Source organism: Sphingopyxis sp. QXT-31 (assembly GCF_001984035.1).
GTDB lineage: Bacteria > Pseudomonadota > Alphaproteobacteria > Sphingomonadales > Sphingomonadaceae > Sphingopyxis.
The window spans coordinates 902,357-922,512 of record NZ_CP019449.1 but is presented as its reverse complement, the minus strand read 5'-3'; the positions used below and the strand labels follow the sequence as shown (position 1 = coordinate 922,512).

The window sequence follows — 20,156 nt, the reverse complement described above, 5'->3', positions numbered from 1 at the left end:
GCCGGGTCAGGAGATGATGAGGACGACGAAAACGGTCACGATCGCGGTCAGGACCGACCCGACCTTGAGCAGGCTCAGGAAACCCGTGTAGGTTTCGTTCGCTGCCTTCATTTCCTGCTGTGCCATGGCTTCTTCCCCTTTTTCGGTGCCGCTACGCGGGAATCGGACGCGCGGCGCCCGGCCCGGAATCGGCCTTCGCAGCGGTCTTAGCCATGCGTCCGGCGATGCTCAATAGAAGGTTTTGCGTGGTCGGATCGCGCCGCGAGGGCACCCTCCGCTTAATCGCCCCTTTACCCCTTTGACGTAGATTGTTGGTTCAAAGCGGAACAGGCCACGGAAAACCGCGGCCAATCGGGGGTCAGATCAGGGCAATGGCGAGTGCGCGCGACACACGGATGGTGATGATCGTCGACAGCGAACCGGCGCAGCAGCGCTTCCTGTCGGCGCTCGTCTCGCGCGGGGGCTGGCGCAGCGTCGCCGCGACGGACACCGACACCGCGCTCGCCAAGCTCGGCACGCAGGAAGGCATGGCGCTCGACGCGGTGCTGGTCGACCAAGGCGCGCCGGGCATGGACATGGCCGAATTCGTCGCCGAACTGCGGCGCTGGCGTCCCGCGCTGCCGCTGATCGTCATCACGATGCGCAACGGGGTCGAGGTCGCGGTCGCCGCGATGCGCGCGGGCGCAACCGACTTCGTCCAGAAACCGATCGCCCCCGACCGGCTGCTGAGCGCGCTCGATCGCATCGCGACGCAAAGCGGCCCGCAGGGCGAACTGCGCCCGCTCACCGAAAAATTGCGCGCACCGCTGGCGTTCGAGGAAATCATCGGGTCTAGCCCCAATTTCCGCAGCGCGCTCGCGATCGCCGCCAAGGCCGCGCGCGCGCGCGTGCCGGTGATGATCAACGGCAAGCCCGGCACCGGCAAGGAAGTCTTCGCGCGCGCGATCCATAGCGCCAGCCCGCGCGCTCGCGGGGCGCTGGTGATGGTCGATTGCTCGGCGGTATCGCCGGGGCTGATCGGGTCGGGGCTGTTCGGGCACGAACGCGGCGCTTTCCCGGGCGCGTTCGACCGCCAGGTCGGGCGGCTGGTGCAGGCCGACGGCGGCAGCATCATCATCGACCATGTCGAATGCATCCCGCTCGAGACGCAGGCGAAGCTTGTCGAATTTTTGAATTCGGGCGAGGTCCAGATGATCGGCGGCAGCATCCGCCAGAGCGTCGACGTGCGCATCATCGCGACCAGCGCCAGCCCGCTCGACAAGCTGATCGAGGCCGGCCACTTCCGCGAGGATCTGTTCTACGCGCTGTCGAGCGCGCAATTCACCCTGCCCTCGCTGTCCGAGCGCCGCGGCGACGTCGGCCCGCTCGCGCGCCATCTTCTCGCGCGGATCGGCGGGCTGCCGGGCATGGGGCCGATCGGGGTCACCGACGATGCGCTGCGCCTGCTCGCCGCTTACGCCTGGCCGGGCAATGTCCGCCAGTTGCAGGACGTCTTGTTCCGCGCCTCGGTCGGCAGCGAGACCGACGTTCTCACCAGCGCAGATTTCCGTACAATCGAAGCCGCGCTCGGCGGCAGCAGCATGGCGGCGGGCCAGGGCGAGATCGCAATCAACGGCGAGGCGATCGGGGTCACGCTGTATCTCCCCGATGGCAATCTGCGTCCGCTCGAAGAGATCGAGGCGGATGTCATCCGCCTCGCGATCGGCCATTATCGCGGCCGGATGAGCGAAGTCGCGCGGCGTTTGGGGATCGGTCGCTCGACGCTGTACCGCAAGCTCAGCGACCTCGGGATCGACACGGCGGCCTGATCACCCGGTCAGCGCCGCGTCCCGCAGCCCGCGCCATATGCGCAGCGCCTGCCGGTTCTCGGCGATGTCGTGGACGCGCAGCAGCTGTGCGCCCTGCGCCGCCGCCTGATAGTGCAGCGCCACCGTGCCGCCCAGCCGCTGGTCGGCGGGCGCTTCGTTGTCGAGCGCGCCGATCATGCGTTTGCGGCTCGCTCCGAACAGGATCGGGCAACCGAGCGTGTGGAGCAGCGCGAGGCCGCCCACCAGCGCCAGATTATCGCCGACCCCCTTGCCGAAGCCGAGCCCCGGATCGACGACGATCTTCGCGGGGTCGATGCCGCCCGCTATGCACGCCGCGACGCGCTCGGCGAGCAGGTCGTAGACGTCGAGGAGGACATGGTCGTAGCCGCCGCCCTCGTGCGGGTCGCTCTTCGCCGCGGGAGCGTGCATCAGCACCACCGGGCAGCCGGCGGCCGCGACGACCTCCATCGCGCGGTCGTCGTAGCGCAGCGCCGAGATATCGTTGACGATGGTCGCGCCGGCGGCAAGCGCCGCCTCCATCACCGCGGCCTTGCGCGTGTCGATCGATACTGCAACGCCGCCCTTGGCCAGGCCCGAAACCACGGCTTCGACCCGCTGGATCTCGTCGCCTTCCCATATGAGCGGCGCACCGGGCCGCGTCGATTCCCCGCCGACATCAATGATCGCGGCGCCCGCCGACGCCATGGCGAACCCTGCATCGATCGCCGCGGCGCTGTCCACATGCTTGCCGCCGTCGGAGAAGCTGTCGGGGGTGACGTTGAGAATTCCCATCAATTGCGGTTCGTTGAGCCGCACCACCCGCTCTCCGAGCTGGAGCGCGCCGCGCGGGCGGAGCACACCGGCGCGTTGTCGGCCCGCCATCTCGACCAGATGGTCGGGCATCGCTGCGACCCAGTCGGCAAATTCGGGGATGGTGACGATCGCCGATTTAATCGGGCCCGCGTCGCGCAGGCTGATGTGCCACGCCGCGAACCAGACCATCGTGTCGGCGATGCGCAGACAGGCGTCGTCGAGTTCGTGCGGGCGATCGACGAAGCAGGTCGGCCGGCAATAGATGCGCGCATCGGGCGAGGCGCTGCCGAGATCGGGCTTGGTCAGTGGTGCAAACATCGCCCTACCCCTATCCGTTCGTGCTGAGCTTGTCGAAGCACCGTTCTTCCTTCAGCGTCCTCAAGGAACAAGGACGGCCCTTCGACAAGCTCAGGGCGAACGGATGTTGTGGAACGGGGACTACGCCTCGTTGGCCAGCAGCCAATCCTGCCGCACCGCGTCGATCACGCGGAGTTCCTTGCCCGTATCGACGTGCCAGAAGGTCCAGCCGTTGCAACTCGGCGCGCCCTGCACCCCCGCGCCGACCTTGTGGATCGACCCCGCGGGCTGGCCCTCGCAGTCGAGGCTGCCGTCGACGCGCACCGTCGCTTTCCAGCGGCGTTTGGTATCGGTCAGCTCCGACCCCGGCGCGATCATGCCGCATTCGACCAATGTTCCGAACGCGACACGCGTCGCGGCCTTCGGCGCCATCATCGTCTTCACCGCGCTCTCGTCGAGCGGCAGCGCCATTTCGATGCGCTCCAACGCCGCGGCGATATAATCATCCTCGCGCTCGATGCCGATGAAGTGGCGGCCGAGGCGCTTGGCGACCGCGCCCGTCGTGCCGGTGCCGAAGAAGGGATCGAGCACCACGTCGCCGGGGTTCGAGCAGGCGAGCAGGATGCGATAGAGCAAGGCCTCAGGCTTCTGCGTCGGATGAACCTTGGTCCCACCCTTTTTCAGCCGCTCCTGCCCGCCGCAGATCGGGATCAGCCAATCGCTGCGCATCTGCAATTCGTCGTTGAGCGTCTTCATCGCGCGATAGTTGAAGGTGTAGCGCGCCTTTTCGCCCATCGAAGCCCAGATCAACGTCTCATGCGCGTTGGTGAAACGGGTGCCCTTGAAATTGGGCATCGGGTTCGCCTTGCGCCAGACGATGTCGTTGAGGATCCAATAGCCATTGTCCTGCAGCGCGGTGCCGACGCGGAAGATATTGTGATAGCTGCCGATCACCCAGATGCTGCCGCCGGGTTTCAGGATGCGCTTGGCTTCCTTGAGCCAGGCGTGGGTGAAACGGTCGTAGGTCGCGAGACTGTCGAACTTGTCCCATTCGTCGTTGACCGCGTCGACCTGGCTGCCGTCGGGACGGTGGAGGTCGCCGCCGAGCTGGAGGTTGTACGGCGGGTCGGCGAAGATCATGTCGACCGACGCGGCGGGCAGCGAACGCATCATTTCGACGCAGTCGCCCTGCAGGATGCTGTCGAGCGGCAGGTCGGCCGGCGCGATCTTGGCCGCGCGCTGCTTAACCGCGGGTGCCTTGACCCGTTCCATCACACCCATGTTTCGCCCCTGTTCCGCATACAAAGAAGGCCCTGATGAGTCCGGCGGAGTCCGCCGTCAAGCCCGGGATTCTAGGGATTCCGGGTGTAACAATGGTTAACGGAACGGGAACGAAACGAGGCCTACACACTATGTGGAGTCTGCCGCGAATCGCGGACTCAACCAGTGGTGGTGTGGCGGGGAAGACTCAGTCGCGGAAAAAATCCTTTGTGACGGGTCAGAGTCCCGGATCGACGCCCGTCAGCTCGACCGACCGCACCCACAGTTCCTTCGCGAGCTTCGGGTCGCGCGCGGTGCGCGTTGCCCGCGCCGGTCCCGAGCGCCCCGTGATCTCGCCGAGCCCCTGCGGCCCCAGATAGTCGCCGCCCTGCACATTCGCCCCCGTCGCGGCTTGCAACGTCGGCCATGCTCCCTGCGCCGCGCTGTTGAAGAAGGGCCCGGCGAGCGGCGTCATCGTTCGGAGCGGCAGCGGCAGGTGGCGCGTGAGTTCGGTGAGCGCGACCCCGGGGTGGCAGCCGATCGCCTGCGTCGCGCGCCCGGCGACGCTGAGCCGCCGGTCGAGTTCGAACATATGGAGCAGATTCGCGAGCTTGCTCGCCTGGTAGCGCGGCCATTTATGATAGCTGCGGCGCGCCGACAGGTCGCTGAAGTCGATCGCGCCGTCCTTGTGCGCGATGCTGCTCGTGATGACGATACGATCGTCGACATGCGGGTGGACGAGCCCGGTGAAGGCGAAGGTACCGAGGTGGTTGACGCCGAATTGCAGCTCATAACCCTGTGCAGTCAGCGTCTTGGGCGGGATCATCACCCCTGCATTGTTGATCAGCACGTCGATCCGCGGCCCGGCCAGCACGGTCTTCGCCGCATCTTTCACCTGGTCGAGATCGGCGAGGTCGAGCGGCTGGAACGACAGGTCGGCCGCCGGAACATCGGTACGTATCCGATGCATCGCCGCCTCGGCCTTGTCGGCGTCGCGGCACGCCAGCACGACATGCCCGCCGCGTGCCGCGAGGACGCGCGTGACTTCGAACCCTAGCCCGGCATTGGCACCGGTGACAAGGAAGCGGCGGCCCGTCTGCGCGCCGACGTCGTCGGCCGTGAACCCGCTGCGCATCGCCGTCTCCCCTTGATCAGACCAGCTGCATTTGTGCGACCGGGGCAAAGCTGGTCCGATGGAGCGGCGTGGGGCCGTGCTGGCGCAGCGCCGCGAGATGGTGGGCGGTACCATAACCCATGTTGGTTTCCCAGCCGAAGTGCGGAAAATCGCGCGCCGCCGCGACCATGAAGCGGTCGCGATGCTCCTTGGCGATGATGCTCGCCGCCGAAATGCACGCGTGCGACGCATCGCCGCCGATGATCGCGCGCGCGGTGTAGCGCCACCGGGGTAGCCGGTTGCCATCGACGAGCACTTCGGCGGGCTCGACGCCCAGCGCCTCGACCGCGCGCGTCATCGCGAGGAAGGTCGCCTGCAATATGTTGATGCGGTCGATCTCGCCGACGCTCGCCTCGCCGACGCCCCAGCGGCAGCGCGCCTTGATCTCGATTTCGAGTTCGCCGCGGCGCTTCGCGGTCAGCTTCTTGCTGTCGTCGAGGCCCAGGATGCCGCCCTCGCAGAGCAGCACCGCCGCCGCGACCACGGGCCCCGCGAGCGGGCCCCTGCCCGCTTCGTCGACGCCGACGATCATATGCGCCACGGCGGATATCTCCGATACTCGCCCGCCTGATAGAGGCACAGCCGGTTGCCCGCGGGATCGGTCAGCCGCGCTTCGCGCCAGCCCCAGTCCTCGTCGGCGGGCATCTGGTCGAAGCGCACGCCGCGGCGCGCGAGATAGGCAACCCACGCGTCGAGCGCCCCGCTCTCCAGATAGACGGTCGCGCCGCCCGCCGCGCCGTCGCCGACATGGATCGACAAGGTCACGCCGTTGATCGCCTCGAAGCGCGCATAGCCATTGTCGGGGCTGTCGACGATCTGCGTCAGCCCCATCTGTTTGTAGAAGGCGACCGAAGCCGCATAGTCGCTCGCGGGCAAGGTGATCTGGTTGAGCGCGGGGCCGGTAAACAGGCCGTCATTGCGCACCGCCTGCTGCCCCATCGGGCCATGCCCCTGCCCCAGCCCCGGCGCGTCGAGCAAAGACAGCCGCACGAAATCGCGCGCGCGCGCCACTGCGGGCTCGAGCGGCATGCCCTGCGCCAGCCCCGCGGCGATCGCGCTCGCCAGCGTGCAGCCGGTGCCGTGGGTGCTGCGCGTGTCGATGCGCGGCGCCTCCCACAGCGCGATCGTGCCATGTTCGGTGACCAGCCGGTCGGTGATCGTCTCGCCCGCGCCATGCCCGCCCTTGACCAGCACCGCCGCGTTGACCTTTTGCGCATAGGCCACCGCCTCGCCCTCGATCGCGTCGTCGGCAAGGTTTACCCGGCCGCACAGCGCGGCGAGTTCGGGCAGGTTCGGCGTCACCACGGTGCTGAGTTCGGCGAGCACCTCCATCGCGGCGATCGTCCGGTCGTCGGCCAGCACCGCGCCGCTCGTCGCGATCATCACCGGATCGAAAACGAAGCTCTCGCCATAGACGCCGGAGATCAGTTCCTCGGCGACCGCCATCGCATTGTCGGCGCCGCCGAGCATGCCGATCTTGACCGCATCGACCCCGATATCCTCGGCAACGCTGCGCATCTGCTGCGTCACCATCTCGGTCGGGATGGCGTGGACCGCCTCAACCCCCAGCGTATTCTGCGCGGTGATCGCGGTGATCGCGGTCATCGCGTGGCCGCCGAGCATCGTGACCGTCTTGATATCGGCCTGGATTCCCGCGCCGCCCCCGCTGTCGGAGCCGGCGACGATCAGGACGCGTGCGGTCAAGCCTTATGCTTTCGCACCGTCGAGCCGGGATATTTCGCCAGGATCGCGCCTTCGCGCAGCGGCCGGTCGAGCAGGTCGCCGCCGCAATTGGGGCAAATCTCGTCCAGCCGGTCCGAACAATTCGCGCAGAAGGTGCATTCCATCGAACAGATGAAGGCGCCGTGCGCGTTGGCCGGCAGGTCCTTGCCGCACTTCTCGCAATCGGGACGCATTTCCAACATTAGTCTACTGCCTTTCTGACTGCGTCGCAGATACTGTCGACGACGCTTTCTACCTGGGATGCGTCATCGCCTTCGGCCATGACGCGGATGAGGGGTTCGGTGCCCGAGGCGCGGATGACGAGGCGCCCACGCCCTGCGAGCGCGGCCTCGCCGTCGGCAATCGCCGCCTGCACCTGCGCGTCGCCCAGCGGTTCACCCCCCGCGAAGCGCACATTCTTCAAGAGCTGCGGCACCGGATCGAACTGGTGGAGCAATTCGCTCGCCGGCTTGCCCGACGCGACCAGCTCGGCGAGCAGTTGCAGCCCCGCCAGCGTGCCGTCGCCGGTGGTGGCGTGATCGGACAGGATCATATGCCCCGACTGCTCGCCGCCGACGTTGAAGCCGCCGGTCTTCATGCGTTCGAGCACATAGCGGTCGCCGACCTTGGTCCGCTCGAGCGTCAGGCCCTGCCCCTGGAGGAAGCGTTCGAGGCCGAGGTTAGACATGACCGTCGCGACCACGCCGCCGCCCTTCAGCCGTCCCTGCCGCGCCCAGCTCGCGCCGATCGTCGCCATGATCTGGTCGCCATCGACGATCGCGCCCTTCTCGTCGACGACGATCAGCCGGTCGGCATCGCCGTCGAGCGCGATGCCGATATCGGCGCCGCTCGCCACGACCGTTTCCTGCAACAAGCCCGGCGAAGTCGAGCCGCATTTGTCGTTGATGTTGATGCCGTTCGGCGTGACCCCGATCGCGACCACGTCGGCGCCGAGTTCCCAGAACACCGTCGGCGCGCTGTTGTACGCGGCACCATTGGCGCAATCGAGCACGATCTTCAGCCCGTCGAGCCGCACCGATTCGGGCAGGCTCTGCTTCACCGCGTGGATATAGCGCCCGCGCGCGTCGTCGATGCGCTTGGCCCGCCCGATCTGCGCGGGTTCGGCGAGCTTCGGCTCGCTCGCCAGCAGCAGTTCGATCGCCGCCTCGTCGGCGTCGGACAGCTTGTAGCCGTCGGGGCCGAACAGCTTGATGCCATTGTCGTAATAGGGATTGTGGCTTGCCGAGAGCATGACGCCCAGGTCGGCGCGCATCGAGCGCGTCAGCATCGCGATCGCCGGGGTCGGCATCGGCCCGACCTGCACCACGTCCATGCCGACGCTGGTGAAGCCCGCAACCAGCGCATTTTCGAGCATATAGCCCGAAAGCCGCGTATCCTTGCCAATCACCACGCGGTGCTTGTGTGCGCCGCGCAGAAAATGCGCGCCCGCCGCCATGCCGACGCGCATCGCGACCTCGACCGTCATCGGAATCTGGTTGGTCAGCCCGCGGATGCCGTCGGTGCCGAAAAACTTGCGCATGCAACCTCTGCCAAATAAGCCGGGTGAAGCCCACCCCGGCAATCCTGGGACGGCAGTAGGTCACCCGTTTTTTATTGGCAAGCAGACCGGCACGGCCAGGGGGAATTTGAATTTGAAATCGGCATGGATCATCCTCGGCTCGCTGATCGCGGGTATGTTGCTCGGGATCGCGATCGAGAGCGTATCACTCGACGCCGCAACCGCCATCCTGCCGTTTGTAGAACCGGTCGGCCTGCTCTGGCTCAATGCGCTCAAGATGACGATCGTGCCGCTGGTCGTCGCATTGCTGATCACCGGCATCACCGCGACCGCCGACGCCGCGCGCGCGGGCCGGCTCGCGGCGCGGTCGGTGGCGATCTTCCTCGGCGCGATCGCGCTTTCGGGAACGATGTCGCTGCTGATGACGCCGTTGCTGCTCAAACTCTTCCCGCTCTCGGCCAGCGCTGCCGAGGCGCTGCGCCACGGGCTCGGCGGCACGACCGAGGCGGGCCCCTCGCCCACCTTCGCCGACTTCCTACTGTCGCTGATCCCGACCAACCCGATCGCCGCCGCGGCGGACACCGCGATCCTGCCGCTGATCGTGTTCACTACGATCTTCGCCTTTGCCATCACCAAGCTGGAGGCGCCGCAGCGCGCGACGCTGTCGGGACTGTTCAAGGCGCTGGGCGACGCGATGCTGATCGTCATCGGCTGGGTGCTCGCGCTTGCGCCGATCGGCGTTTTTGCTCTGGGCTATGCGCTCGCGGTCAAGGCGGGGGTCGCGGCCTTCGGCGGGCTGATCCATTATGTGCTGATCCTGATGGGGATCGGCGTCAGCTGCATCATCCTAGGGCTGCTGCTCGCCTGGCTCGTCGTCGGCATTTCACTGCCGCGCTTCGTCCGCGCGATGGTGCCGACGCTGGCGGTCGCGATCAGCACGCAAAGCTCGCTTGCCAGCCTGCCCGCGATGCTCAAATCGTCGGAGGCGCTGGGCGTCGATCCCAAAAAGGCCGACGTCGTGCTACCGCTCGCGGTCGCGTTGTTCCGTTTCACCAGCCCCGCGATGAACCTCGCGGTCGTCATCTATGTCGCTTGGCTGTTCGGCATCGAGCTTACGCCATGGGAAATGGCAGTCGGGCTCGGCGTCGCGATGGCCGCCGCGCTGTCGTCGGTTAGCCTGCCCGGATCGATCAGCTTCGTGACCTCGATCGCACCCATTGCGGTGTCGATGGGGGTGCCCGTCGCGCCGCTGGGGCTGCTCGTCGCGGTCGAGACCTTCCCCGACATCTTCCGGACCCTCGGCAATGTCATCGGCGACGTCGCCGCCACCAAATATGCCGCCGACGGCGTCGGCGACGACAAACCCGCAGGAGAGACGCCATGAAATATCGCAAGCTCGGCCACGGACTCGAGGTCTCCGCCATCGGAATCGGCTGCATGCCGATGATCAAGGGCGGCAACATCCTCTATGGCGAGGCCGCGGACCTCGACGAATCGACCGCGACGATCCACCGCGCGATCGACCTCGGCGTCACCTTCTTCGATACCGCGCAAATCTATGGCCCGTTCAGCAACGAGGAACTGCTCGGCGCGGCGATCAAGGGCAAGCGCGACGGCCTCGTCATCGCGACCAAGTTCGGCTTCAAGTTCGACGGCAACCAGATCGTCGGGGTCGATGGCTCGCCCGAAAATGCGCGGCGCAGCTGCGAAGGCTCGCTCCAGCGGCTCGGTATCGACACAATCGACCTCTTCTACCAGCACCGCGTCGATCCTTCGATCCCGATCGAGGAAGTCGTCGGCGGCATGATGGAACTGGTCCACGAGGGCAAGGTCCGCCACATCGCTTTGTCCGAAGCCGGCCCCGAAACGATCCGCCGCGCCGCGAAAGCCGCGCCGATCACCGCATTGCAGAGCGAATATTCGATCTGGGAACGCGATGTGGAGGAGGAGATTCTCTCTGCCTGCCGCGACAATGGCATCGGCTTCGTCCCCTATTCGCCGCTCGGCCGCGGCTTCCTCGCGGGCGCGGTGCGCAGCCGCGACGAACTGCCCGAGAACGACTGGCGCCGCAACGACCCGCGCTACAGCGAGGAGAATTTCCCTGCCAACCTCGCGATCGTCGATGCGATCGGTGCGGTTGCCGACAAGCATGGCGTGTCGAAAGCGCAGATCGCGCTCGCCTGGCTGCTCGCGCAGGGTGACGACATCGTCCCGATCCCCGGCACCAAGCGCCGCGCGACGATGGAAGACAGCGTCGCGGCCGCCGAGGTGACGCTGGATGCCGACGATTTGGCCGCGATCGAGGCGGCGGCTCCGATGGGCGGCACCAGCGGGCCGCGCTACGGCGAAATGGGCATGCGGATGGTGCGGCTTTGACAGGACGCCGGAAAGGCGTGTTGCCCGGAATCATCCGGGCTATCGCTCTTTCCACGCTCGTCGCGTTGCCGATGACGGTGCCACCTTGGGCGGCCGCAGAAGAGGCTCAGCACCTATCGGAATATCTCGTCGTGACCGGCAAGGTCGAAACGCTCGACAACGAGGTCATCGACGAATGGGGCCTGAATCTTATATTCACCGCGCGCATGAGGATCGCGCGTGTCATCTCCGGGCAATCGCCGCGGTCGGCTACCATCAGTATCCGTTACATCGGCCATGGACCAATGCTGCAAAATAAGAGAATGCGCCTTCGTCTCCGGCGGTCGGAAGACGGCATCTATCTTGTCTGCAGCCGAGGCGGCAGCCGAGGCTACATCTGCGAAGATAAGACCCGATAAACGGGATCAATCCGCACCTTTCAACCCCTCTACCTTCTCGGTGAGCACATCGATTTTGTGGTGCAACCGCATGATCTCCAGCTCGGCGCGCAGGTTGATCTCGTAATCGAGGCTCGCCGCCAGCCGGTCCTTCGCCGAAGCGCGGTTCTGGCTCATCATGATGATCGGCGCCTGCACCGCCGCCAGCGTCGACAGCATCAAATTGAGAAAAATGAACGGATAGGGGTCGAAGGCGAGCCCCCAGCGCTGGAGGACTTCGGAGTTGAGCAGCATCCACGCGAACAGCGCCAGCGTGAAGACGATGATGAAGCCCCACGAGCCGCCCACGGCCGCGACGCGGTCAGCGAGGCGGTCGCCGAAGCTCGCCTGCGCATCGTCGAGGTCGGCGGCGTCGCGGCTCGTCGGCGCGCGCTTGGCGATCGCCTCCAGCACGCGGCTCTCTTCGGGGTCGAGGTCGGCAAAGGGCCGCCCGAGCAGCCGCAGCGCGAGATCCGAGAGATGCGCCTCGCCGTTCACCGGCTCACCCGACCCAGCGCCAGATGCCCGCGACCATATAGCCCAATGCGCCATGCGCCCAGGTCGCCACGATACAGAGCACGATCCCGCCGAACAGCGCATGCGGCCGCGGAATCGCGTCGATCCACGAGCCGCGGCCGCTCAGCTGCCGCGCAAAGGGCACAAAACTGGTCCGCGCCGCCCAGTGGCGCCATGCGTCGCCCATCAGCCGCGCCTTCTTGACATCCTGCCCCGCCGATCCGGCGAGCGCGAGGAAGGCGATGATCGCCGACAGGACGATCTGCCCCGGCGTCGGCACGACCAACGCGTGCGCGAGCGCCCATAAAGCAAAGCCCCACATCATCGGGTGGCGCGTGATCGCGAACACCCCGCGCGGCGCGGCCTGGGCAGCGGCGGCAGCGTTCGGCGCGGGCAAGGCCGGATTGCCGATCAGCGATCCCATGAAGAGGATGCTCGCGAGCAGCACGATCAGTGTCGCGAAGACCCACAGGCCGTCGCCGACGGCCCACAAGGGCGGCTCGGGCGGCATGCCGCGCCACGCCTGGACGAGCATGATGAAGGTCGCGATCGCGACGATCGAATAGACGATCTGGAACGCGCGCTCGCCCATCCGGTCGGCGAGCGGCGCGCGCAGCGGGTGCGACAGCGCGAAATGCGTGCCGACAAACAAGGCGCCCGTGACGATCAACAACGACATCGGTTGCATGGAGCGACTCCCTCTCCTTCTCCCCGGTCCGCCGCGTGGTCGTCAGGTGCGGGCCTTACCTGTCATACGCCTTGGGTAGCACAGCTTCCTGCGGGTTCGCATAACGATCGCGCAGACGGTCCTGCCGCGTGACCAGCGACTGGCGCTTGCCGTCGATCCACAGCATCGCCGGGCGGCTGCCCAGTTCGAGCGGATCATTGTCCCAGATCACGACGTCGCCGACGCGGCCCGGGCGCAGCGAGCCGATGCTGGCGTCCATGCCGACCGCGCGCGCAGGAGCGCTGCTGATCGACGCGAAGGCTTGGTCCCAGCTGAGCCCGCTCGCGCCGGGCAGCTTGGTCAGCGCCACCAGATTGCCGGCATATTGCGTCGCATAGCCCATCTTGTGCGCGTCATCGTCGTCGAACACCCCGACCGAAACCGAAACCCCGGCAGCGGCGAGGCGCCCGGCGTTCGACTGCGTCGCGCCCAATTGCTCGAAGCTCGACGGCAGGTCGGTCAGCGGCGACACCAGCACCGGCACGCGCGCCGCGGCGATGTCGTTCGCGACCAGCCAGCCCTCGGTCGCGCCGACAAGCACCAGCTTCAGCGCCGGGAACTCGGTCTTGAGTTTGAGGACGTTGAGGATGTCGGTCGCGCGGTCGACGCGCACGAACAGCGGCGTCGTCCCGTCGATCACGCGCACCAGCGCATCGGCGTCGGCGCGCTGGATCAGCGCGTCGCTGCCCCATTCGGCGAGCGTCGCGGGGTTGCGCGCATAGCTGCGCGCCGCCAGCAATTGCTCGCGGAACAGCAGGAACAGCGCGGCGCGGCTGCCGCCCGCCTTTGCCGACCCGTCCTCGCCGAACGCCACGAACTGCAGCGCGCGGGGCCTGGTCACCATGTCGTTGTCGTCGGCGAGGTCGACCACCGCACCCTGTCCGGCGAACAGGCTGCCGCTCGCCCCCGGCGCGACGATCGCCCGTGTGACGCCGTCGGCGCGGTTCACCGCGACGGGCGAGCCCATCGGATTGAGCGCGGGCGCGATATCGAGCCCCGCCGAAAAGCGCGACTTGGTCGCCGAACGATCGTTGGTGCCGCTGACGGCGTCGACCTCGGTCAGCCCGACGCGGCTGAACGCCGCGACGATGCCGGGGGTGACCCAGCGGCCGCCTGCATCGACGCGCTCAACGCCTGCGGGCACGGCCACGCCCGCTCCGGCTGCGACGACCTTGCCGCCGCGCACGACGACGGTGCCGCCTTCGACCGGCGCGCTGCCGTCGCCGATGACGAGCTTGGCGTTGACGATCGCGACGTCCTGCGCTGCGGCGGGAAGTGCGACCAGCGCGGCAGCCGAAAGAAGAAGCGCGCGCATCATTTCACATCCCCTTCGCCGGGCTGGCCCAGCTCGAAATCGCTCACCGGCCGCCGCTTGGGGTCCATTGCGTCATATAGCATCGCGCCGTCGATCCACACTTTCTCGGGCCGCGAATAGACGCTGAAAGGATTGCCGTTCCACAGCACCACGTCGGCCATCTTGCCGGGCTTCAGACTGCCCGTCTTGTCGGCGATGCCCAGCGCCTTGGCCGGATTGTACGACAGCCAGGTCCAGGCCTGTTCGTCGCTGACGTCGATCCCCATGCGGCGCCCCGCGGCGCGCGCTTTCGCGGCCTCCTGGTTCAGCCGCTGAATCTGGTTGGCGTCGTCCGAATGGACGATCGTGCACGCGCCGGCCTTGTACACCAGCGGGATATTTTCCTTGACCGAGTCATAGGCCTCCATCTTGAAGCCCCACCAGTCGGCCCACATCGCCGAGCAAATGCCCTCCTTGGCGAGCAGGTCGGCGATCTTGTAGCTTTCGACGGCGTGGTGGAAGGTCGAGACCTTGTAGCCGAACTCCTTCGACATATCGATCACCAGCGCCATCTCGTCGGCGCGGTAGCAATGGTTGTGGACGAGGATTTCGCCCGCCAGAACGCCCGCGAGCGTCTCCATCGCGAGGTCGCGGTCGACCGCCTTTCCGTCGTCCATCTTCTTCTTGTACGCCGCGGCCTTCTGCCAGGTCGCACGGTTGACCGCGAAATTGCCCATGCGGGTCGAGGGCATGCGCCCCTTGCCGCCATAGACGCGCTTCGGATTCTCGCCGCACGCCATTTTGAGGCCATAGGGCGCGCCGGGGAATTTCATCCCCTGCACCGTGCGCGACGGCACATTCTTGAGCGTGATCGAGCGTCCGCCCATCAGGTTGGCGCTGCCCGGCAGGATCTGGAGCGACGTCACCCCGCCGTTGGCGAGCGCGCGGCTGAACCCCGGGTCCTGCGGCCAGACGCTATGTTCGGACCACACTTCGGGCGTGGTCGGGGAGGTCGCCTCATTGCCGTCCGAATGCGCGTCAACGCTGGGCGAGGGATAGTCGCCGAGGTGGCTGTGGATATCGATGATCCCGGGGGTGAGGAACTTGCCGGTGCCGTCGATGACGTCGGCGTCGGTCGGCAGTTCCATGTCGGGACCGCCGAGCGACAAGACCTTGCCGCTCGACATCACGATCGACCCATTGTCGATCCGCCCGCCCTCGCCGTCGAAGATGGTGACGCCCTTCACGACGGTCAGCCGTGTCGGATATCCCTTGTAGGTCGACGGATAGGGATCCTTGTCGAACTTCACCGGCTTTTCGGATTTCTCCGCGGCAGGCTTGCTGCTCGCCGTTTCCACCTCGCCGCCATTCGCGGTGCAACCCCCGAACGCCAGCGACACCGCGGCCAAAAGGCCGGCTTTCACGACCCGGATCATGCTTCAGCCTTTCGTCAGGTCGGGATGGACGCCCGCGGCCTGCGGCTCGCCGAGCTCCTTCTGGCCGGGCAGATCCTCGGCATCGCGCAGCGTGTCGAGGTGCATCAGCTTCTTGATCAGCGGCGACACCAGGATGACGAGGACGCCGAATCCCACTGCCCAAAGGCCGATCGTACCATAGACATCGAGGACGAGTGCCTTGCCCGCACCTTCGCCGCTCGCCTTTTCCGATCCCGTCGCTGCCGCGATCAGGCCCGCGGCGAAATTGCCGGTCGCCGATGCGAAGAACCAGGTGCCCATGATCAGCGACGCCATATGCGCCGGCGCCAACCGGTTCATCGCGCTGAGCCCGACAGGCGAAAGGCAGAGTTCACCGGTCGTGTGGAACAGATAGATCAGGAAAATGAAAAGCACGGGGGTGGCATTTTCCATCCCGACCGCCGCCGCGCCCCATTTCAGCGCATAGAAGCCGAGCCCCAGCTGGAGCATGGCAAGGCCGAATTTCACCGGCGTCGATGGCTCCATTCCCTTGCGGCCGAGCCAGGTCCACAGGCCGGCAAACAGAGGCGCGAGCAGGACGATATAGATGGCATTGACCGACTGGAAAACCGAGGCCGGAACCCCGCCGCGATCCACGTAACGATCGGTGAACAGGTTGAGCGACGAGCCCGCCTGTTCGAACAACGCCCAGAACAGGATCGAACCGAGGATCAGGAACATCGCGGCGAAGATGCGGTCGCGGTCTTCGGCGGGCAGCTTGATGACCGCGGTGCCGATGACATAGGCGACGAGGATCAGTCCCGCACCGCCGAGCAACGTGCCGACGATAGCCTGATTCTGCACCAGCCACCAGCAGACGACGACAGCGACGAGGCCGATGGCGTAGAGCAGCCATTCGAAGGGAAGACCGAACTTCTTCTCGGTCAGCAGCGCCGGGTTCTCCGGCTCGCCGCGGCCGAGCAGCAGTGGCTTGAACACAATGAAGACGATCAGGCCGAGCAGCATGCCGAAACCCGCGGCGCCAAAGCCATAGGCCCAGCCATAGACTTCGCCGAGATAGCCGCAGAGCAGCGAACCGAGCGCCGCGCCGAGATTAATCCCCATGTAGAAGATGGTATAGGCGCCGTCGCGGCGCACATCGGTGCGCGGGTAAAGCTGGCCGACGATCACCGAGATATTGGCTTTCAAAAAGCCCGATCCGACGATGATGAACGCCAGGGCGAGCCAGAAAATGCTGAGGCTGGCAGGATCCTGCCCCCCGTCGCCCTCGAATCCCATCATGAAATGGCCGAAGGTCAGCAACACGGCGCCGTAAAGCACCGCCTTTCGCTGTCCGAGCCAACGGTCGGCCAGATAGCCACCCAGCACCGGAGTGATGTAGACCAGCGCGGTATAGGCGCCGTAGATCACCCCGGCCTCGCCATCCGAGAATAGCCAGTGCTTGGTGAGATAGAAGATCAACAACGCGCGCATGCCGTAATAGGAGAATCGCTCCCACATCTCGGCAAAGAACAGGACGAATAGGCCCTTCGGATGGCCGAGGAACGTCCCGGCGGCATCCCCGGGCTGGGCATAGGCTTTGGTCATGTGCGACTTTCCCTAGGAAATTGTTGGTTTAGGTGCCGTCAATGCGGCCCGGTTATGGGGCAACCTAGCGCGAAAATTGCGTATGGGAAGAATCTAATTGCGCGCGTAACCATCGCGATCAGGCCAAATCTTGTTGCGAACCGTTCGCAACACTTGCGCCGACGCGCCGAAAGCGCCACATGGCGCGCATGTTCAACGACACCTCCTCGCTCCGCTCGCACCTCGCCACCCGCCGCTCGGGCAAGGCGCGCGACATGGTCGCGCCCGGCCCCGATGCCGCGCAATTGCACGACATCATCGCGCTGGCGCTGCGCACCCCCGATCATGGCAAGCTCGCCCCATGGCGCATCGTCACGGTCGCCGACGATCAGCGCGAGACCTTCGCCAGCCTGCTCAAGACCGCCTGGGTCAAGGAGAATCCGGGCGCCGCGGGGCTCGACCTCTCGGCGCTCGACCAGTTCGCGCATCAGGCGCCGACGCTGCTCGTCCTGCTCTCGACCCCCGTCGCGGGCGCCAAGATCCCGCTGTGGGAGCAGCAGATGTCGGCGGGCGCGGTCGGCATGAACCTGCTCCACGCCGCACATGCTTTTGGTTTCGTCGGCAGCTGGCTCACCGGCTGGGCCGCCTATTCGCCCGACGTCGCGGCGGCGTTCGGCGCGCGCGCGGGCGATACGATCGTCGGCTATTTCTTCCTGGGAACCGCGGGCGGCCCCCTCTCCGAACGGCCGCGTCCCGAATATGACGCGGTGGTTCGCGCGTGGGATATTTAGTTACAAAGGAAAGCTTACATCGCTAACTTTGTGATTTGACTGTGCTGCTGTCTTATGGCATTAAGGCGCCATGCTCGATCAGTCCAAACCCGTGTACCAACGTCTGCGCGACGTGATCGCCAACGCCATCCTCGACGGCACCTTCGCGGACGGGGACATGCTCCCCTCCGTGCGCAGCCTTGCCGCCGACGAGGGCGCCAACCCGCTCACCGTCGCCAAGGCCTATCAGACCTTCCAGGACGAGGGGCTGGTGACGGTCAAGCGCGGCGTCGGCATGTTCGTCGCAGAGGGCGCGACCGAGCGTCTGCGTGACCTGATGCGCGAGGATTTCCTGGCCAATGTCTGGCCCCCGGTCGCCGACCAGATGCGCCGCATCGGGCTCGATGCCCGGACCTTGCTGGATCTGACCGAGGCGTAAGCCTCGGCGCTCCGCGCCGCGCAATTTATTTCACGCGAAGACGCGAAGGCGCGAAGACGATCGCGCCTACAGGCACGCTCAATTCCACGATCAGCTGCCGGTTAAAGGATAGGGCTTCGCCCAAGGCTTGAACCCTTCGCGTCTTCGCGTCTTCGCGTGAACCTTGGCAAACGCGGCGCCCCACTACCGTCCCACCTGCTCCATCTTCTCGCGCAGATCGGCCGCCGCCTCGGCGTCGCCGTTCTGCGCCAGTAGCTCAGCATAGAGCCGCATGATCTCGCCGTTCAGCGGCTGCAGGCGGTAGGCGAGCGCGATCATGCCCGTCGCCCGCGCCGTGTCGCCCTTGGCGGCGTAGGCCTTCGACAGCTCGCGCAGCACCACGACGTCGCGATTGCCGATGCGCTGGCGGACGCGCTCGAAAGTGGCGATCGCATCGTCCCAACGCTCGATGTCCATTGCCAGCGATCCGGCGAGCCGGTCGGCGGCGAGGCTCGACGGCTGGCTGTCGCGGAGCGCCATGATCGTCGCGCCCGACCCCGCGGCATCACCCGCGCGGAACAGCGCGTTGGCGAGCCGCAAGGTCGTGCGCTCGCTCGCGTCGAGGTCGCGCGCGGCGCGGAAACTCTGTACCGCTAGTGCATAATCGCCCGCCGCCATCGCGGCATCGCCGTGCAGGATATGCGCGTCGGCCACCCCGCGGTTGGCGTCGCGCAGCCGCGCCGCGCGCGCCAGCGCCTGCGCGGCGTTGCCCCCCGCCATCTCGGCCTCCATCGCCGGGATGACGACCGCGGGGTTGAGCGGCTGCGCGTCGGCATCGGCCGACAGGCCATAGCCGTCGGGCGCGAACGGCGCCGCCTCGCCCGGCGCCAGCGCCGCCGCGCGCGCCAGATAATCGGACGATTCGGCCGGCAGCCCCAGCTCGGCGGCGACGCGCGCAGCCATCAGCAGCGACCAGCTGTCGGCGTCGGCGCGCGCCACGATCGGGGCCAGCGCGTCGGCGGCGCCGTCGGGATCGCCCCCCGCCCATTCGGCGGCCGCCAATATGCGCCGCGCGGTCAGATTGTGCGGCTGTTCTTCGATCAGCCGGTCGGCCCAGGTCGCCGCGACCGCCTCGCCGCCGAGCTCGAGCTCGACCACGGCGCTCAGCAGCATGAAGCCCGGCTCGCCGTCCATCCGCCCACGCGTGCGCTGGAGCAGGCTGCGCGCGAGGCGGTAATTGCCCGCGCGCGCCGCGACCACGGCCTGGAGGTAATAGATTTGCGCATTGCCCGGCACGAGCGTCGCAGCATGGCGCAGCGACACAAGCATCTCCTTGTAGCGCCCGAGATCGCCGAGCGTCGCCGCCCGGTCGATCAGCGCGCCGGCATTGTCGGGATCGGCCGCCAGCGCCTTGTCGTACCACTCGAGCGACGCGGTCAGCCCGCGCTGCGAGCGCACCAGATTGGCCTTGAACGCCAGCGCCGCGCTGCTGCCCTTGTCGAGCTCGATGGCATAGTCGATCGCGTCGCGTGCGCCGAGCGCGTCGGCATTGGCGTCGCGGAAGCGCGCGACATCGACCCACAGGTCCGACGAGCGCGGCAGTTCGCGCACCGCGCGGTCGAAGGCATCGCGCGCCGCGCCGAAATCGCCATTGTCGAGGTGGACATTGCCTGCGACCCACGCCGCCTCGCCGATCATCTCGGGCGCGATCGGGCCCGCGTCGAGGATGCGAAAGGCGCGGTCGCCGTCGCCCTGCATCGCCGCAGCCTTTGCCGCGAGCGGGCGCAACGCGTCCTCGGTGCCGCCCGCCGCGAGCGCGGCATGCACCGCCGCCTCGGCGCCGACGCCGTCGCCGAGCTTGAACAGGATGCGCGCGAGCTCGACCTGTTCGGCAAGCTGCCTCGGATCCTCGGCGAGCGTTTCCTGCAATTGGACGCGCCGCTCCTCGAGCGCTGCGCGGGGACTCTCGGGCCGCGTCTCGCCGCATCCTGCGAGCAATGCCGCGCCCAGCAGCGCGGCAACGAGGGCGCGAAGGCGCCGCAAC

Annotated in this window: 20 protein-coding genes; 6 read left to right on the top strand and 14 right to left on the bottom strand. The window is 67.0% G+C overall.

The window, feature by feature from the left end; genetic code table 11:
- Positions 1-6: 6 nt before the first annotated feature.
- Complete coding sequence (locus BWQ93_RS04500) at positions 7-126, bottom strand: aa3-type cytochrome c oxidase subunit IV (protein ID WP_058808193.1); 120 nt, start codon at positions 124-126, stop codon at positions 7-9.
- A 245-nt stretch (positions 127-371) separates the two neighbouring features.
- Between BWQ93_RS04500 and BWQ93_RS04495 the strand changes: the two genes are divergently transcribed.
- Positions 372-1,808 (top strand): sigma-54-dependent transcriptional regulator, encoded by a 1,437-nt coding sequence (locus tag BWQ93_RS04495; RefSeq protein ID WP_077029470.1) that lies wholly within the window; start codon positions 372-374, stop codon positions 1,806-1,808.
- On the opposite strand, the gene folP is transcribed toward BWQ93_RS04495, so the two are convergent.
- From folP to glmM, 7 genes are all read right to left on the bottom strand, one after another.
- Positions 1,809-2,939 (bottom strand): dihydropteroate synthase, encoded by a 1,131-nt coding sequence (gene folP / locus BWQ93_RS04490; protein WP_077029469.1) that lies wholly within the window; start codon positions 2,937-2,939, stop codon positions 1,809-1,811. It lies immediately after the preceding gene.
- Positions 2,940-3,059: 120 nt separating this feature from the next.
- Positions 3,060-4,199, bottom strand: a complete 1,140-nt coding sequence (locus tag BWQ93_RS04485) for a site-specific DNA-methyltransferase (protein WP_077029468.1) — start codon at positions 4,197-4,199, stop codon at positions 3,060-3,062.
- Positions 4,200-4,416: 217 nt separating this feature from the next.
- The gene (locus BWQ93_RS04480) at positions 4,417-5,313 is read right to left on the bottom strand and encodes an oxidoreductase (protein ID WP_077029467.1); all 897 of its coding nucleotides are present in this window, start codon (positions 5,311-5,313) and stop codon (positions 4,417-4,419) included.
- A gap of 16 nt (positions 5,314-5,329) precedes the next feature.
- Positions 5,330-5,884, bottom strand: a complete 555-nt coding sequence (locus BWQ93_RS04475; protein WP_077029466.1) for a ribonuclease HII — start codon at positions 5,882-5,884, stop codon at positions 5,330-5,332.
- Positions 5,881-7,056, bottom strand: a complete 1,176-nt coding sequence (thiD, locus tag BWQ93_RS04470; RefSeq protein WP_077029465.1) for a bifunctional hydroxymethylpyrimidine kinase/phosphomethylpyrimidine kinase — start codon at positions 7,054-7,056, stop codon at positions 5,881-5,883. Before thiD ends, BWQ93_RS04475 begins: the two co-directional genes overlap by 4 nt.
- Positions 7,053-7,277 (bottom strand): DUF1272 domain-containing protein, encoded by a 225-nt coding sequence (locus BWQ93_RS04465; protein WP_077029464.1) that lies wholly within the window; start codon positions 7,275-7,277, stop codon positions 7,053-7,055. The genes thiD and BWQ93_RS04465 overlap by 4 nt, the downstream gene beginning before the upstream one ends.
- Positions 7,277-8,614, bottom strand: coding sequence for a phosphoglucosamine mutase (gene glmM / locus BWQ93_RS04460; protein WP_077029463.1), 1,338 nt, complete (start codon positions 8,612-8,614; stop codon positions 7,277-7,279). Before glmM ends, BWQ93_RS04465 begins: the two co-directional genes overlap by 1 nt.
- 112 nt (positions 8,615-8,726) lie before the next feature.
- Between glmM and BWQ93_RS04455 the strand changes: the two genes are divergently transcribed.
- Genes BWQ93_RS04455 through BWQ93_RS04445 form a run of 3 tightly spaced genes read left to right on the top strand, consistent with a single transcriptional unit; the run spans position 8,727 to position 11,367 of the window.
- Positions 8,727-9,977 carry a dicarboxylate/amino acid:cation symporter gene (locus BWQ93_RS04455; RefSeq protein WP_077032202.1) on the top strand — a complete coding sequence of 417 codons (1,251 nt, stop codon included), beginning with the start codon at positions 8,727-8,729 and terminating at the stop codon, positions 9,975-9,977.
- Complete coding sequence (locus tag BWQ93_RS04450) at positions 9,974-10,969, top strand: aldo/keto reductase (protein WP_077029462.1); 996 nt, start codon at positions 9,974-9,976, stop codon at positions 10,967-10,969. Before BWQ93_RS04455 ends, BWQ93_RS04450 begins: the two co-directional genes overlap by 4 nt.
- A 20-nt stretch (positions 10,970-10,989) precedes the next feature.
- Complete coding sequence (locus BWQ93_RS04445) at positions 10,990-11,367, top strand: hypothetical protein (protein ID WP_156878135.1); 378 nt, start codon at positions 10,990-10,992, stop codon at positions 11,365-11,367.
- Between the two features lie 6 nt (positions 11,368-11,373).
- Here the strand turns inward: BWQ93_RS04445 and BWQ93_RS04440 are convergent, their stop codons facing one another.
- The 5 genes from BWQ93_RS04440 to BWQ93_RS04420 are packed head-to-tail and all read right to left on the bottom strand — an operon-like array spanning position 11,374 to position 16,945.
- Positions 11,374-11,883, bottom strand: a complete 510-nt coding sequence (locus BWQ93_RS04440; protein WP_077029460.1) for a DUF1003 domain-containing protein — start codon at positions 11,881-11,883, stop codon at positions 11,374-11,376.
- 4 nt (positions 11,884-11,887) lie between these two features.
- Positions 11,888-12,589 carry an NnrU family protein gene (locus BWQ93_RS04435; protein WP_077029459.1) on the bottom strand — a complete coding sequence of 234 codons (702 nt, stop codon included), beginning with the start codon at positions 12,587-12,589 and terminating at the stop codon, positions 11,888-11,890.
- A 55-nt stretch (positions 12,590-12,644) separates the two neighbouring features.
- A complete protein-coding gene (locus BWQ93_RS04430) occupies positions 12,645-13,946 on the bottom strand; it encodes an amidohydrolase family protein (RefSeq protein WP_198040467.1) in 1,302 nt (433 codons plus the stop codon).
- Positions 13,943-15,358, bottom strand: coding sequence for an amidohydrolase (locus BWQ93_RS04425; protein WP_077029458.1), 1,416 nt, complete (start codon positions 15,356-15,358; stop codon positions 13,943-13,945). Before BWQ93_RS04425 ends, BWQ93_RS04430 begins: the two co-directional genes overlap by 4 nt.
- 3 nt (positions 15,359-15,361) lie before the next feature.
- Positions 15,362-16,945 (bottom strand): peptide MFS transporter, encoded by a 1,584-nt coding sequence (locus BWQ93_RS04420; RefSeq protein WP_077029457.1) that lies wholly within the window; start codon positions 16,943-16,945, stop codon positions 15,362-15,364.
- Between the two features lie 188 nt (positions 16,946-17,133).
- Between BWQ93_RS04420 and BWQ93_RS04415 the strand changes: the two genes are divergently transcribed.
- Together BWQ93_RS04415 and BWQ93_RS04410 are read left to right on the top strand one after the other, a co-directional pair.
- Positions 17,134-17,715, top strand: a complete 582-nt coding sequence (locus BWQ93_RS04415) for a nitroreductase family protein (RefSeq protein ID WP_077032200.1) — start codon at positions 17,134-17,136, stop codon at positions 17,713-17,715.
- 70 nt (positions 17,716-17,785) lie between these two features.
- The gene (locus BWQ93_RS04410) at positions 17,786-18,133 is read left to right on the top strand and encodes a GntR family transcriptional regulator (protein ID WP_077029456.1); all 348 of its coding nucleotides are present in this window, start codon (positions 17,786-17,788) and stop codon (positions 18,131-18,133) included.
- Between the two features lie 183 nt (positions 18,134-18,316).
- On the opposite strand, the gene BWQ93_RS04405 is transcribed toward BWQ93_RS04410, so the two are convergent.
- On the bottom strand, positions 18,317-20,155 hold the full coding sequence (locus tag BWQ93_RS04405; RefSeq protein WP_077029455.1) for a tetratricopeptide repeat protein: 1,839 nt from the start codon (positions 20,153-20,155) through the stop codon (positions 18,317-18,319).
- Between the last annotated feature and the right edge of the window lies 1 nt (position 20,156).